The sequence below is a fragment of the Daejeonella sp. genome (genome assembly GCF_030684675.1).
GTDB lineage: Bacteria > Bacteroidota > Bacteroidia > Sphingobacteriales > Sphingobacteriaceae > Daejeonella.
This window is the reverse complement of sequence record NZ_JAUXXZ010000009.1, coordinates 38,136-51,317: the sequence shown is the minus strand read 5'-3', so window position 1 is coordinate 51,317 and position 13,182 is coordinate 38,136. Positions and strand designations below refer to the sequence as shown.

Below are 13,182 nucleotides of genomic sequence, written 5' to 3'. Positions count from 1 at the left end.
TAAAATAAAAATGGCTAACCGTATTTTTGGATTAATAATCATCAGTATTCTGCTGATTCTTATTGATATCTATATTTACAGGGCAATACGCTCTGTGAGCTGGAAATGGAAAGGGCAAAAGCACCTTTCATTTACCTATATCTGGTGGGGATATACCTTTCTGCTGATCGCCGGAGTTTTTATCAGTATATTTTTCAATATTAAATTCCTCCTCCGATCTATCATTCTGGTGGTTTTCTTTCTGACCTTCGTATCCAAAATATTTATTCTGCCATTTCTTATTGCTGATGATTTACGCAGGGCAATGGTATGGATCAGCAGGAAGCTAAAAAGAAAAGAAAACACTGAGCAAAATAAAAGTAATAGGATACCCCGTTCTGAATTTCTGATCAAAGCCGGAACTCTGGTTGCTGCAATACCTTTAGCATCCCTGACCTACGGCGTTGTTTCAAGTGCCTATGATTATCGTGTAAAACGCAGAACCCTATATCTTCCAAACTTGCCAAAAGCATTTGATGGAATTAAACTCGGACAGCTTTCAGACATTCACTCGGGTAGCTTCTACGACCGCAAGGCAGTTATCGGTGGCGTTAATATGTTACTGAAAGAAAAGCCGGATATGGTATTTTTTACAGGAGATCTGGTGAATAATGTTGCCTCAGAAATGTATAATTACCAGGATATTTTCTCAAAAGTAAAAGCTCCTCTTGGAGTATTTTCTGTGCTTGGTAACCATGACTATGGAGATTATCATTACGGGCAGGGAACTTCAGCTGCTAAAATTAAAAATCTGGCAGATGTCAAGCAGACTCACAAAAACATGGGCTGGGATCTTCTTCTTAACGAAAACAGGAGGATAAGGATTGATGGGGACGAGATTGCAATTTTAGGTATAGAAAACTGGGGTGTTGGCCGCTTTGCAAAGTATGGCCGTATGGATCTGGCTGTAAAAGATACGGATGATGTTCCTGTAAAGTTATTGTTATCACATGATCCATCACATTGGCGGGCACAAGTGTTACCAGAATATCCTCAGATTGATGCCATGTTCAGTGGCCATACACATGGTATGCAGTTTGGCCTGGTAACTGATAAATTTCAATGGAGCCCTGCACAATACGTTTACAAAGAATGGGCAGGACACTATAAAGAAGGATTGCAACAGCTTTATGTTAACGTAGGATATGGCTTCTTAGGCTATCCTGGTCGGGTTGGAATTTTACCTGAAATTACGATCTTTGAGTTACGCCGGGGGGATTCCTGAAAAGATCCCGGGTTCTATCTATGAACAAATACCTTAGGCAGAGCGTCGACCTTCTTTTATTCAGCAATATTTTTATTGCTCTTTGTGCGGTAGCTCAGGGTTTGGTCACCTATCAGCTGCTAAAAGTCAAACCTGATATGCATGTGTTAGGACTTCTTTTCAGCTCAACTTTAGCACTTTATAATTTCAGCATCGTTCTCTCCAAACCTAAAAATCCGGAGAGTTCTAAATCAGCAAGGGTAAGGTGGATATTTTCCCATTATCGACTAATGATCACAATCAGCATCATTTCGGTATTTTCAATAATCCCCCTGAGTTTATTCCTGAGCACTTCCTCAAAGATTTTGCTGTTCACACTTGCCCTGATATCAGTGGCCTACAATCTTCCGCTGTTTACCATACATGATAAAAAATTCGGCTTGAGAAACATTCCGGGAATAAAATTATTCCTCATTGCATCAGTCTGGGCATTGAGTTGTGTTTTACTCCCGATTCTTGAAATGGAAAACAATCAGGCTATTTCTGTTACATTAAATGATACGATATTACTTATCGCTAAGCGCTTCCTCTTTATAGCGGCAATAACGGTGCCTTTCGATATTCGCGATATCTATCAGGACAAATTCTATGAATTGAAAACCATCCCGGTATTATTCGGAGAAAGATGGGCATACTTAATTTGCCAGGGATTGCTGGGAGCATACCTTATTTTATTAGTTCTTTTCACTGAGCAGTTTGACGCTAACTTTTTTGGATTATGTCTTACCATAATTCTAAGCGGATGGCTAATTTTTAAATCAAAATGGGAAAAAAATGAATACTATTATTTTTTATATTTAGATGGCATAATGATCCTTCAGTTTTTTATGCTTCTTCTTTGTGGCTCAATCATTTTATGAAACCATCATGATTTTATCCAAACCACAGGGGGGATTATTAAATCATGATCGCCCGCCCGGCCAAGCCGTTCGGACGGGCTTCATCACCTTTAAAAAACAATAAATAAACGGATGAAAAATATCAGTATTTCATCGATCAATATACTTGGCAAACCTGAATTATTAGTTTCTGACCACCAGAAAGCATATTCTGCATACCGCAAGCAGGCCATATCAGGTGATTCTATTGAACTGGAAATGACAGGTTTTGCAGGTGATATTATAGTGGACACAAAACATCATGGTGGAAATGACAAAGCCATATGCTGCTATAATTCTGATCATTTTAAAAAATGGAAGTCAGAACTTGGTTTTAATCTGGAATCTGCCGCTTTTGGGGAAAACTTGACGCTAAGTGGCAAAAACGCAAATGAAGAACATATTTTTATAGGCGACCGCTATCAACTGGGCGAAGCGGTAGTTGAAGTCTCAGAACCTCGTGGCCCTTGTTATATGATTGGGATCAGGTACAATTATAAGCAGTTCCCTGTTCATCTGCAGCAAACCGGGCTTACAGGATATTATTTCAGGACAATCAAAACAGGCCTGGTAAAGAAGACCGATAAGCTAATACATATTAGCTCCCATCCTGAAAAGATATCAGTGATGAATGTAAACTTTGTAAGATATCATGACCCTGAAAACAAAGAATGGCTTCAGCGGCTAGTCGATCTCAAGGAATTGACTTTAGAATGGAGAGAACGGTTTGAGAAAATGTTGGACAAATTATAATCCACGCATTCAATCATTCCATTAAAACTTATTCAATGATGAATTTATAACCTACTCCGCGAACAGTTTGCATAAAATGAGGTCTGTCTGGATTACTCTCTATTTTTTTACGTAAACGTACAATATGCATATCAAGCGTTCTTGTATTTACATCAGAATTATAGCCCCAAACCACCATCATTAATTCATCACGGTTAATAACCGTATTTGCATTCTTCAAAAAATACAGAAGAATCCTGTTCTCAAGTATAGTAAGCTCAATTTTCTTTCCCTCACGCATCAGAGAATGCGTGTTGGGATGATGCTCCATGTTTCCGAATTTATATACTTCGGTCTTCTCATTATTGATAAAGAACTTCACCTTATTTTCAATCAATGCAACCAGTACATCCATATTGAAGGGCTTGGTTACATAATCAGAAACCCCGAAATTGTAGGCATCAATTTTATCAATATCCTGCGCCTTGGCCGTCATCATGATAATCAGATTATCAAAACCCAGTTTACGAACATTCTGACAGACTTCAGAGCCCTGTTTTGTTGGGAGCATCCAGTCGAGCAACACAATATCAGGTTCCTCATTCATAATAAGTTCTTCTGCAATCTGGCCGTCAGCAGCCTCAACAACTTTATATCCTTCGGTTTGAAGACGATGTACAACTAAAAACCGAAGATTCTCATCATCTTCAATAACTGCAATTTTGATTTCTTTTCCCATGTTTATATTTCGTAAGGCAATTCAATTCTAAACTCTGTTCCCTTTCCTACCACACTTTTTATTGTAATTGTTCCGTTCATAAATTTAATCAGTTCTGCACAGAATGCCAAACCTAATCCTACACTACCCTGCTGATTATATTGATTTTGTACCCTGTAAAATTTCTTAAAGATATTCCTGATATCTTTTTCCGGAATTCCGATCCCCTGATCCGAAAATTTAAAAATTATTCGATTCTTCACCTTTTGAATACTGATCCTTAGGACCTTATTGTCGGGATTGGAATATTTAAAAGCATTATCGATAAGATTCTGAAAGATACTTCCTAAAAGTACAGGATCGGAATTAAAATACTCAACATCTTTAATATCACATTCTATATCGAAACCAGGGTATTTTAACTGGTAGCTATCGATCATATTCTGACAGAATACTTCAAGATTAATGCTCTCAGGCTTCAATTTTATGGCTTTATTCTCAATTTGAGCAAAAGACAAGAGTCTGTTCATCAGATCATTAAGCTTATCTGCCTCTTCATCCAGTATCTTGCCATAATGCAGACGCTCACGATCTGACAATTTAGAAGCACTCCGGATATTATTACCGGCAATTTTTATAACACTGACAGGAGTTTTAAATTCATGAGTAAGATTATTGATAAAATCATACTGCAGCTTGAATAGTTTACTGTTGATATTTAGGTTTCTGAAGATCAGATATGCAATAAGCACCAGCACAAAATAGATAATAAATAAGCCGGCGGCGATAGGCCTGAAGCGGGAGTTCACTTCTTTCCTTAAAAAATCCTTGCCTGAACTGAAGTATAATTTATAGTCAGAGAAAGGGCCGGATAAGGGCAGATCATTTTCCATAAACCCGGAGTCATTTTCGAGCGATTCATAAACCAGAGGCTTAATACTGATATACTGATATAATTCAGGATGTGAATTTATAATTTTCAGCTCCAGTGGATTTAAGTAAAATGTAAGCATATCCATTTCATATACCGGAGAGCTTGGTTCCTTTTTATACATCAGATCCTTATAGACCTTTATTTCCTCACGTCTGGGAATATTCATAAAGGTGATCCTGTTTGACCTGATAGTGTAAAAAATATTGAAGCGGTCGTCATCCTTCAAAGCTTTGGCAGTATCAGCAAGTTCAATAAAGCCACTGAACTTAATTGCCATTTTGTTGAACTCATCCCCTGTTTTTAAGATAAATAAGGGGTCTGGACGATCATTTTTATAAAGCACAATCGAATCCTTTGGGATATCCCTGCCGAACTGATATGCCGACTTTGGTCCCATGGAGAAATTGTTCACCCTGATTCCATCCGGAATTTTATGATTACTAATTTCTACATCATAAAATATAACCCTTTCAACAAAGCGAAATTTTCTAAATATGGTATCAATGTATTTAGAGGTTTGAGCCGAATCCAAATAACCCTGATAAAAAGATATTTCAGGTATTTTATTTTGGAAGAAATCATTGTAAGGTTTCACTGTTTCTTCGAGCACATCAATCTTTTGAGATGCAAATTCATTCTCTACGTATTTTGATGTCAGATTATAAGCAAGGAAAAAAGCCCCAGCCATCGCAGAGGTGATGAGGAAAAGAAAAATTATAACCAGAGTAAAATTTTTGCGGTATATATACTGATACTCCTGCATCCGGCTATTCCCTGCTTAGATTCTGGTCGAGGAATATTTCAAGTTTCTTATAAAATTCAAGCCGGTTTTCATTGTTCCTAAAAACATGCCCTTCTCCCTCTTTAAAGATATAAGTAACAGGTACTTTCTTCTTCTTTAACTCCTTTACAAACTGATGGGTTTCATTCATATTAACCCGGGGATCTCTACCACCCTGGGCAATTAAAACCGGTACTTTTATTTTATCTGTATGAAAAACAGGCGATGCTGCTCTGAAATAATCCGCGTCAGTTTCAGGATTACCCACAGTTTCATAATACATCTGTAAATAAGGTCTGAAATAGGGTGGTATGTCCTTAAAATAGGTGAATAAATTAGTGAAGCCTGAATAAGAAGCACCGCATCTATAAAGTTCAGGGCCCGACATCAGTCCGTGAAGTGCCGAGAATCCTCCAAAACTGAAACCATAAATCCCAATCCTTGATGGATCTGCAATCTTTTGCTCAATCAGCCAGTGAACCCCGTCCGTTATATCATCCTGCATCTTGGCACCCCATTCCTTAAAGCCTGCAATCCAGAAATCCTTCCCATAACCTTTTGATCCTCTAAAATTAACCTGAAAAACCGCATAACCCCGGCTTGCAAGAAATTGAACCTCAGAGTTATAGCCCCAGCTATTCCTTGTGTCCGGCCCCCCATGAGGCATGACAACTACGGGAAGAGTTTTTGACGGCATACCTCTGGGAAGAGTTAAATACCCATATACAGTTAGACCATCCCTGGTTTTATAGCTGATGGGTTTCATTTCAGCCATATTTTCTACTTTCAGAGATGAGTTTACATCACTCAGTTTAACCAGCTTGTCATCATCTATTGTATATAAATAGAAAGATCCGGGATTACGGTCTGTATAGGTTCTGACAATAAATTTCTTTTCTAAGGAGTCTGAACTGGCAATCACAATTTCAGTGTTTGGCAGCAATTTCTCAAGTTTTTTAAAAGTGGCCTTAAATGTATCATCCAGATAATGACGCTCCTTTTTCCAGGTCTCAAAACCGGCATAGATCAATTTGTCCTTGTTGACAGAGTAAATCGCTTCAGAGACATCAACCAGGGGATTACTATAAATAACACGGTGTTCTTTCCCGGTCACACAATCCAACTCCACCAATGCCATTTTATCCCGATTTTTATTCGACAAAGCATAAATACAACTATTATCTGCACTGAAACTAATTGGAGAAATACTTGTCTTGAAATTATTCGTTAAAACACTTCTGAAATTCTGGCTCTCTTTATCGCGGTACAATAATGTTTCATTGACTCCATCACTTGCAATAGCCATTCTTAACTTTCCGGCAGGATCGGAATACCACTTTGTGATGTTCCCTGGGTTTTGAAATAACAAGGACAAATCCTCGGTCTGCATATTTAACCGGTAGGCATCAAAAACGGTTGAATCACGTTTGTTAAGAGAAACCAGCACCTGACCGTCACTAACCGGGCCTGAAGAAATTAGTCTGATTTTTGTATTTGGAAAAGAAAGCAGCTCCCGCTTATTGCTTCCGTCAATATTAACCGCAAACAAACCTGGCTCCATATTCTCGGAGGCCCCCTTTAAATATAGAATCTCATTATTACTAGCCCAGAAATAATTGGCAATACTCCGGTTAGAATCACAGGTTAGCTGGGTGGTAGTTTTTCCATCAAGTGTTTCAACATAGATATGAATTCTATTATTATCTGGCTTTAGATAGGATATAAATTTACCATCGGGTGAAATCAGATAAGAAGTATTAATGGGAACGTTGAAAAAATTTTCTATCGGTATCCGCTTCGTCGCTTTTTCCATAGAGCAGGACACCAAAGTAGCAAGAACAAAACAGAAGAAATAAATTTTAGATCCCGGCATTCTATTATAAAATTAAATTCAAATTTTGAGGCAAGATTTAAAAACATGCACCAAAACAGATAAAATAAAGGTTTTTAAGGCCATCAAAAAACAGATAGACTAACTCCTCAACTAATCAGTCAAGTTAGTAAATACATTTTTAAGTAGTTGAATGGAATCGTAACATTTAAACTACAAGTGATTTTTTATCTAAATTGTACCTGAATAAAGCGAACTTTAATAGGAATCAAAAAAATGATATTCCCCAAAAAATATATTCATATTGATCTTAGAATTTTAACAAGCCTGGTTCTATGAAAAAATTCCTGCTTCTGCTATTGATTATATCTGTCACTTCAGAAGTGAAAGCTCAGCTAAATACTGATGAGGCTATGGCTGTCCAATATTTCCAGTCTGGCGACTATGAAAAGGCTGCAGTACTGTATGAAAAGCTGTTCAACAGAACAAAAAATGCAAGTTATTACGACCCCTACTTCAGTTGTTTACTTCGGCTAAAAAAGTTTGATGAAGCAGAAAAGCTGGCTCGCGTTCTTCAAAAGAATAATCCCGAAAATTTTAATTATCCGGTTGATCTGGGCAGGGTTTTTCAGGAACGGGGTGAACAGGAGAAATCAATTGCGCTGTATAATAATCTGATTAAAAATCTCCCGGCCAATGAGTTTGCGATAAAAGATCTCGCAATAACCTTTTACAGGGCAGAAGCTTATGATTTTTCGATCAAGACCTTTTTAAATGGCCGAAAAATACTAAATGATGAAAAATCATTTATCTATGATCTCTTAAGTTTATATCGTTACCGGAAGGATAAGGTAATGCTTATCCAGGAGTACTTATTGCTTTTGAGCATAAATCCCGAAGCATTACAGCAAGCGCAAAATGTATTGGGTAATATCCTGGAAGATAAAGATGACTTTGACCTGCTTAAAACAGCAATCTTACGTCGCCTGCAGAAAGATGCTCAAAATGTTGTACTTACTGAGTTTCTTGCCTGGCAATATGTCCAGCAAAAAGATTTCGATATGGCATTGCGACAAACGCTTGCACTCGATCGCAGACTTAAAGAAGATGGAAGCAGAGTATTTGACCTGTCAAGATTACTGATTTCAAACCAGGCATATGAACAGGGAATTGAAGCCCTGAATTATCTTGTTGCAAAAGGGGAAAAAAGCAGGTATTATATTGCGGCAAAAATCGATCTGTTGAGTGTAAAAACTAAACAACTGACCAATAGCAAGTTCGATAAAGCTAATTTGCTGACCCTTGAAAGTGATTACGAGTCATTATTAAATGAATTCGGTCGAAGTTCAGGTACTGCCTTCGCAATCCGGCAGCTTGCCAATCTGCAGGCATTTTACCTGAAAAAACCAGCAGAATCAGCCATACAACTTCAAAAACTGCTGGAATTACCTGGCATAACACCAATTATAATTGCACAAACAAAATTAGAACTTGGGGATATTTATACATTATCGGGAGAGGTTTGGGAAGCTGCCCTGATCTATGGGCAGGTAGAAAAGTCTTTCCCAAATGACGTTTATGGACAGGAAGCCAGGTACAAAAATGCCAGATTAGCTTATTTTCAGGGGGACTTTCTGTGGGCAAAAGCTCAGCTTGACGTATTGAAAAGTTCAACCTCACAGTTAATTGCAAATGATGCCCTGAATTTAAGTCTGCTAATTTCTGATAACCTCCAAAATGAGAATGACACCGCCGCGCTGAAAAGATATTCGGAAGCGGAACTCAACATCTTTAAAAATCAACCTGAAAAAGCATTGGCAATTTTAGACAGCATTAATATACTTTACCCTTCAAATTCACTTGCCGATGATATTTTAATTGCAAAATCAAAAATATTTATAAGTTCCAATGACCTTGAGCAGGCCGTAATTCAATTGCAGGCTATAATAGATAATTTTAGTTCGGAACTCTGGGGTGATGACGCAATTTTCATGCTGGCCGATATTTATGAAACAAAGCTGAACCAACCCGGGAAGGCAATCGAACTCTATCAGAAAATAATAAATGATTATTCAGGTAGTTTGTACATCATTGAAGCAAGAAAACGCTTTCGTCAGCTTAGAGGAGATAAACTGGGTTAGGTTTTCTGATAAATTATACAAAACTCAATTCCTATCTTCGCAGCATGATCTTATATAATGTCACTATTATTCTGGACGAGGAAATTCATGTGAACTGGCTCAAATGGCTGAAGAATGAACATTTGAAGGAGGTGATGAGTACAGGATTTTTTATTTCTTACAGGATTCTGAAGGTGCTGGACTCACCCAATGAAGGCCTTACTTATTGTGTACAGTACATTGCCGACTCAGTTGAAAAATACAATGAATACATGCAAATACACCCTAATCAACTGCAGACCAATGCTCCGGCAGAATTCCTGAATAAATTTGTAGTATTTAGTACATTAATGGAATTTATTGAGGCCGAATGAACTTTATAAAAACAAAAATCAAGGATTTGCTAATTGTAGAACCAAAGATCTGGAAAGATGACCGGGGATATTTTTACGAAAGTTACAGTAAGCGAAATTTCGAAGAAGCTGGAATTGATGCCAGCTTTGTACAGGATAATCAGTCTCTCTCCCAAAAGGGAACTTTAAGAGGACTTCATGCCCAATCCAATCCAAATGCACAGGGAAAGCTGGTAAGAGTAATAAAGGGGAGGGCTATTGATGTCGCTGTGGATATCCGTAAAGCATCAGAAACCTATGGACAGCATGTTACTGTTGAATTATCCGGCGATAACCACCGGATGCTATGGGTACCACCCGGATTCTTGCACGGTTTTGTCACCCTTGAAAATGATACCATATTTACTTATAAAGTAACTAGCCTCTACGATAAGAATTCAGAATTTGGGGTTGTATGGAATGATCCGGAATTGAATATTGACTGGGGTATTGCAGCGGAGGAAATAATTCTCTCAGAAAAAGATAAAATGCTGCCTCTGTTTAAAGATCTGAACAGTCCTTTTTAGTTCTTAAAATAAAAAGCCGGAGCTTTCAACTCCGGCTTAAGAACATATCAAATTTTGAACCTTACTTGATCAGATTGTATAATTCATCAAGCTTCGGTGAAAGTACGATCTCTATCCGTCTGTTGCGGCTTCTGATCTCCGGACTTGAGCCTTCCTCAATTGGCTGGTATTCTCCTTTACCTGTTGCAGTGATCCTGCCATTCTCAATTTTCTCTGTTTCAGTTAGGAATCTAACCACTGAAGTGGCACGCAATACGCTCAGATCCCAATTATCCTTTATCTGGCCAAGGTTTACAACCCGCTGATTATCTGTATGCCCTTCCACAGAAATATTGATCTCGGGCTGTGTTTTAAGCACCTTGGCAAGTTCGCGCAGAGCAAGCTTCCCTTTATCATCAATAACAATACTACCACTGCTGAATAGTAATTTATCCGTTAAGGAAACATAGACCTTCCCGTTACGAATATCCACCGTCAATCCACTCTGCTGAAAGCCTAATAAAGCTTTTTGCAGTTTATTCTTAAGCGCATTGGTGGCTTCATCCCTTTTACGCAAAATGTCCTCAACCTCCCTCAGTCTGGCTTCACGTTTTTGCAGATCAGCTTCCAATTTTTTAAGGTTAGTCTCCAGTTTATTTATTTCTGAGGAGGAATTTGAACGCAATGAAGTAAAACTGTCATTCATCCCCTTAATTTTTTCCTCCAAATCTGTGATTTTGGCCTGAAGGAGAGCACTATCTGATTTTAACCCTGAGATCATTTCTTCCAGAGAAGTGATTTTAATTCTTGCATTTTCCCAGCCCAGGGAAATTGAATCCTTCTGAGCTATTAAATTATTATACTTTTTTGGCGACATGACAACACATGAAGCAAGTAAACAAATAAATAAAAACAGGGCAATTACAGAATAAATAGTTTTCCTCATACAAAAATGATTTTATGACACCGCATTTCTCAAAAACGCAATAAAGGGGTACAATCGTATAAATCCATTACACACCTCATCAACAGCATTTGAACCTGTAAGTTCTGTTCTTGTCAATTCATGGCTAAATGTAAAACTTTTAAGTTTTAAATATTCAATATCCTGATGGTCGGGTTGGTACCCCTTTGGCAGAGTTTTTAATTTATACCCAGAATCGGGAGCACCAAAATATTTTTTAAATGCCTTATCATCAATAATTTCATGAAAATCAGCACCATTATAATCAATCTCCTGACGAATGGCCTTAAGCATATCCCCTTCCGGCATCCAGCATCCGCCCGCAAGAAATGATTGTTCAGGATGGATATGCAAATAATAGCCAGCTCCTTTAAAATTCTTACCATTCTCAGAAAATCCGGCACCGAAATTAGTTTTATAAGGGGTTTTGTCTTTACTGAACCGGACATCCCGATAGATTCGCATCACACAGTTCTTTGGGTCAAGTTCCGAGGATACAGCAGGGTCAATTTTTGAAAGCTTTGCGATCAACATATCAGCAAATTCAAGAACATTATTTCTGGCTTCATCATGCCTTAATTTATTTGCCTGAAACCAGTCCCGATTATTATTCGCAGCCAGGTCTTTTAGAAAATCAAATGTTGCTGAGTTTATCATCGGTATCGTAATCAGGGTAATACTTGATTTTTGGAGTCAATAAATGAAGCAGAATTATTCTGGAATAGCGATAGTTGATTGGTGTGAGTAATAAAATTGAGCCCAGAATAGTTGAAATGTATAACCAGGGCAAAGTGTCATTTCCTGTGATCAGATATGTGAGGAGCCCCACATTAAGCATTTCGCCAACTACAAATGCATAGCTCACGTACATAGCACCGTAAAAATATCCAGGCTCTACTTCAAACTTCATCCCGCAATGTGAGCATCGTTCATTGGTTTCCTGAAAATTGAGACCATACAAAGTCCCTGAAAAAACATCACCCCTTCTGCATTTGGGACATTTTGAAGTCGCTATAGCTACAAATTTAGAAGTCTTTGCCATAATAAGGAACATGATGGGATATTAAGAGATCAGAAAATTAATGGAAATCAAGCGGGGCTTAATTCAGATTAATCTTACTATCCTTAATATTTAAATTGACATTTTTACGTCTGTACTTCTTATACCAAAGAAACCCAACACCGGCAATGGCCAGATAAGGTGCAGCTAAAAGATATAAGATACCATTATTCAGCCCTTTGCCTTCTGTATTCCCATTCTTAACAGAATTTTCGGCATTTAATGTGCACATTGAACACTGTGCTGAAACTTCAGCGGAACTCAGACATGAAAATATCAGGATGAAACCAATAATTGCTATTCTTAGCCTTTTCATAATGTAAAGATACGCCAATTGCGAGAATTTTAATAATGATACGATTGTATTCAAAGTTAAGTTTACAGTCTGCTGATTAAATCAAGCCATTTTTGGCCCGATCTAAAAAGAATAATAAGGCGAGATCATCAGATATACAATAACGCCGCTAACAGTAACATATAACCAAATCGGATATGTCCAGCGCACCAGTTTCCTGTGCTCCTCAACCTTCATTTGTAAACCCTTCTGAAAACTGAATAATACAAGGGGTAAAACAATAGCCGCCAGAATAATATGAGTAATAAGAATAATATAATAGACGGTCCGGATGGGGCCTACTCCTCCATAAGTGGTTTTTATACCAGTTGCATGGAATATTATGTAAGACACAAGAAAAAGGGAGGAAAGAATAAACGTGAGGATATTCAGGTTCTTATGGGCCTTAATATTTTTTCTTTTGATGAAATAAAGTGACAGAAGCAAAAGAATACTGCAGCTACCATTGATTACAGCATTTATTAAAGGGAGTGAAAATACCCAGGATGGAATCAACTCTTTTTGAGGGAAAATAGTTAAAATCTTACTCTGTAAAATCACAACAACGATCAGAACAATAATTGATACCGCTGTAATAATTCTTGAAATCAGTTTATCATTCATAAAAT

At 37.7% G+C, this 13,182-nt stretch carries 14 protein-coding genes; 6 read left to right on the top strand and 8 right to left on the bottom strand.

The window, feature by feature from the left end; all coding sequences use genetic code 11:
* The first annotated feature begins 10 nt into the window (after positions 1–10).
* The 3 genes from Q8M41_RS01300 (at position 11) to Q8M41_RS01290 (ending at position 2,934) form a co-directional block, all read left to right on the top strand.
* Positions 11–1,264 (top strand): metallophosphoesterase, encoded by a 1,254-nt coding sequence (locus Q8M41_RS01300; RefSeq protein WP_305363427.1) that lies wholly within the window; start codon positions 11–13, stop codon positions 1,262–1,264.
* Between the two features lie 20 nt (positions 1,265–1,284).
* On the top strand, positions 1,285–2,163 hold the full coding sequence (locus tag Q8M41_RS01295; protein ID WP_305363426.1) for a hypothetical protein: 879 nt from the start codon (positions 1,285–1,287) through the stop codon (positions 2,161–2,163).
* A 111-nt stretch (positions 2,164–2,274) separates the two neighbouring features.
* The gene (locus Q8M41_RS01290) at positions 2,275–2,934 is read left to right on the top strand and encodes an MOSC domain-containing protein (RefSeq protein WP_305363425.1); all 660 of its coding nucleotides are present in this window, start codon (positions 2,275–2,277) and stop codon (positions 2,932–2,934) included.
* A 28-nt stretch (positions 2,935–2,962) separates the two neighbouring features.
* Here the strand turns inward: Q8M41_RS01290 and Q8M41_RS01285 are convergent, their stop codons facing one another.
* The 3 genes from Q8M41_RS01285 to Q8M41_RS01275 form a co-directional block, all read right to left on the bottom strand.
* Positions 2,963–3,652, bottom strand: coding sequence for a response regulator transcription factor (locus Q8M41_RS01285; protein ID WP_305363424.1), 690 nt, complete (start codon positions 3,650–3,652; stop codon positions 2,963–2,965).
* A gap of 2 nt (positions 3,653–3,654) precedes the next feature.
* Positions 3,655–5,253: a sensor histidine kinase KdpD gene (locus Q8M41_RS01280; protein ID WP_305363423.1), complete on the bottom strand. Its 1,599-nt coding sequence runs from the start codon at positions 5,251–5,253 to the stop codon at positions 3,655–3,657.
* 79 nt (positions 5,254–5,332) lie between these two features.
* The gene (locus tag Q8M41_RS01275) at positions 5,333–7,219 is read right to left on the bottom strand and encodes a S9 family peptidase (protein ID WP_305363422.1); all 1,887 of its coding nucleotides are present in this window, start codon (positions 7,217–7,219) and stop codon (positions 5,333–5,335) included.
* Positions 7,220–7,512: 293 nt separating this feature from the next.
* Here Q8M41_RS01275 and Q8M41_RS01270 point away from each other — a divergent pair, with 293 nt between their 5' ends.
* Genes Q8M41_RS01270 through rfbC form a run of 3 tightly spaced genes read left to right on the top strand, consistent with a single transcriptional unit; the run spans position 7,513 to position 10,216 of the window.
* Positions 7,513–9,318 carry a tetratricopeptide repeat protein gene (locus Q8M41_RS01270; protein WP_305363421.1) on the top strand — a complete coding sequence of 602 codons (1,806 nt, stop codon included), beginning with the start codon at positions 7,513–7,515 and terminating at the stop codon, positions 9,316–9,318.
* 44 nt (positions 9,319–9,362) lie between these two features.
* The gene (locus Q8M41_RS01265; protein ID WP_305363420.1) at positions 9,363–9,671 is read left to right on the top strand and encodes a DUF4286 family protein; all 309 of its coding nucleotides are present in this window, start codon (positions 9,363–9,365) and stop codon (positions 9,669–9,671) included.
* On the top strand, positions 9,668–10,216 hold the full coding sequence (gene rfbC / locus Q8M41_RS01260) for a dTDP-4-dehydrorhamnose 3,5-epimerase (RefSeq protein WP_305363419.1): 549 nt from the start codon (positions 9,668–9,670) through the stop codon (positions 10,214–10,216). Before Q8M41_RS01265 ends, rfbC begins: the two co-directional genes overlap by 4 nt.
* Before the next feature lie 61 nt (positions 10,217–10,277).
* Here the strand turns inward: rfbC and Q8M41_RS01255 are convergent, their stop codons facing one another.
* The 5 genes from Q8M41_RS01255 to Q8M41_RS01235 all read right to left on the bottom strand — a co-directional run bounded on the left by Q8M41_RS01255 (position 10,278) and on the right by Q8M41_RS01235 (position 13,177).
* Positions 10,278–11,141, bottom strand: coding sequence for an OmpA family protein (locus Q8M41_RS01255; RefSeq protein WP_305363418.1), 864 nt, complete (start codon positions 11,139–11,141; stop codon positions 10,278–10,280).
* A 12-nt stretch (positions 11,142–11,153) separates the two neighbouring features.
* Entirely contained in the window at positions 11,154–11,816 is a 663-nt protein-coding gene (locus Q8M41_RS01250) for a DUF2461 domain-containing protein (protein WP_305363417.1), read from the bottom strand.
* Complete coding sequence (locus tag Q8M41_RS01245; protein WP_305363416.1) at positions 11,794–12,201, bottom strand: DUF983 domain-containing protein; 408 nt, start codon at positions 12,199–12,201, stop codon at positions 11,794–11,796. The genes Q8M41_RS01250 and Q8M41_RS01245 overlap by 23 nt, the downstream gene beginning before the upstream one ends.
* Before the next feature lie 58 nt (positions 12,202–12,259).
* The gene (locus Q8M41_RS01240; protein ID WP_305363415.1) at positions 12,260–12,535 is read right to left on the bottom strand and encodes a hypothetical protein; all 276 of its coding nucleotides are present in this window, start codon (positions 12,533–12,535) and stop codon (positions 12,260–12,262) included.
* Between the two features lie 102 nt (positions 12,536–12,637).
* A complete protein-coding gene (locus tag Q8M41_RS01235; protein ID WP_305363414.1) occupies positions 12,638–13,177 on the bottom strand; it encodes a DUF420 domain-containing protein in 540 nt (179 codons plus the stop codon).
* Between the last annotated feature and the right edge of the window lie 5 nt (positions 13,178–13,182).

Bases quoted from the DNA above. Each gene is read 5' to 3' on its own strand.
- Q8M41_RS01300 (WP_305363427.1), top strand. From the start codon at position 11: ATGGCTAACCGTATTTTTGGATTAATAATCATCAGTATTCTGCTGATT.
- Q8M41_RS01295 (WP_305363426.1), top strand. From the start codon at position 1,285: ATGAACAAATACCTTAGGCAGAGCGTCGACCTTCTTTTATTCAGCAAT.
- Q8M41_RS01290 (WP_305363425.1), top strand. From the start codon at position 2,275: ATGAAAAATATCAGTATTTCATCGATCAATATACTTGGCAAACCTGAA.
- Q8M41_RS01285 (WP_305363424.1), bottom strand. From the start codon at position 3,652: ATGGGAAAAGAAATCAAAATTGCAGTTATTGAAGATGATGAGAATCTT.
- Q8M41_RS01280 (WP_305363423.1), bottom strand. From the start codon at position 5,253: ATGGCTGGGGCTTTTTTCCTTGCTTATAATCTGACATCAAAATACGTA.
- Q8M41_RS01275 (WP_305363422.1), bottom strand. From the start codon at position 7,219: ATGCCGGGATCTAAAATTTATTTCTTCTGTTTTGTTCTTGCTACTTTG.
- Q8M41_RS01270 (WP_305363421.1), top strand. From the start codon at position 7,513: ATGAAAAAATTCCTGCTTCTGCTATTGATTATATCTGTCACTTCAGAA.
- Q8M41_RS01265 (WP_305363420.1), top strand. From the start codon at position 9,363: ATGATCTTATATAATGTCACTATTATTCTGGACGAGGAAATTCATGTG.
- rfbC (WP_305363419.1), top strand. From the start codon at position 9,668: ATGAACTTTATAAAAACAAAAATCAAGGATTTGCTAATTGTAGAACCA.
- Q8M41_RS01255 (WP_305363418.1), bottom strand. From the start codon at position 11,141: ATGAGGAAAACTATTTATTCTGTAATTGCCCTGTTTTTATTTATTTGT.
- Q8M41_RS01250 (WP_305363417.1), bottom strand. From the start codon at position 11,816: ATGATAAACTCAGCAACATTTGATTTTCTAAAAGACCTGGCTGCGAAT.
- Q8M41_RS01245 (WP_305363416.1), bottom strand. From the start codon at position 12,201: ATGGCAAAGACTTCTAAATTTGTAGCTATAGCGACTTCAAAATGTCCC.
- Q8M41_RS01240 (WP_305363415.1), bottom strand. From the start codon at position 12,535: ATGAAAAGGCTAAGAATAGCAATTATTGGTTTCATCCTGATATTTTCA.
- Q8M41_RS01235 (WP_305363414.1), bottom strand. From the start codon at position 13,177: ATGAATGATAAACTGATTTCAAGAATTATTACAGCGGTATCAATTATT.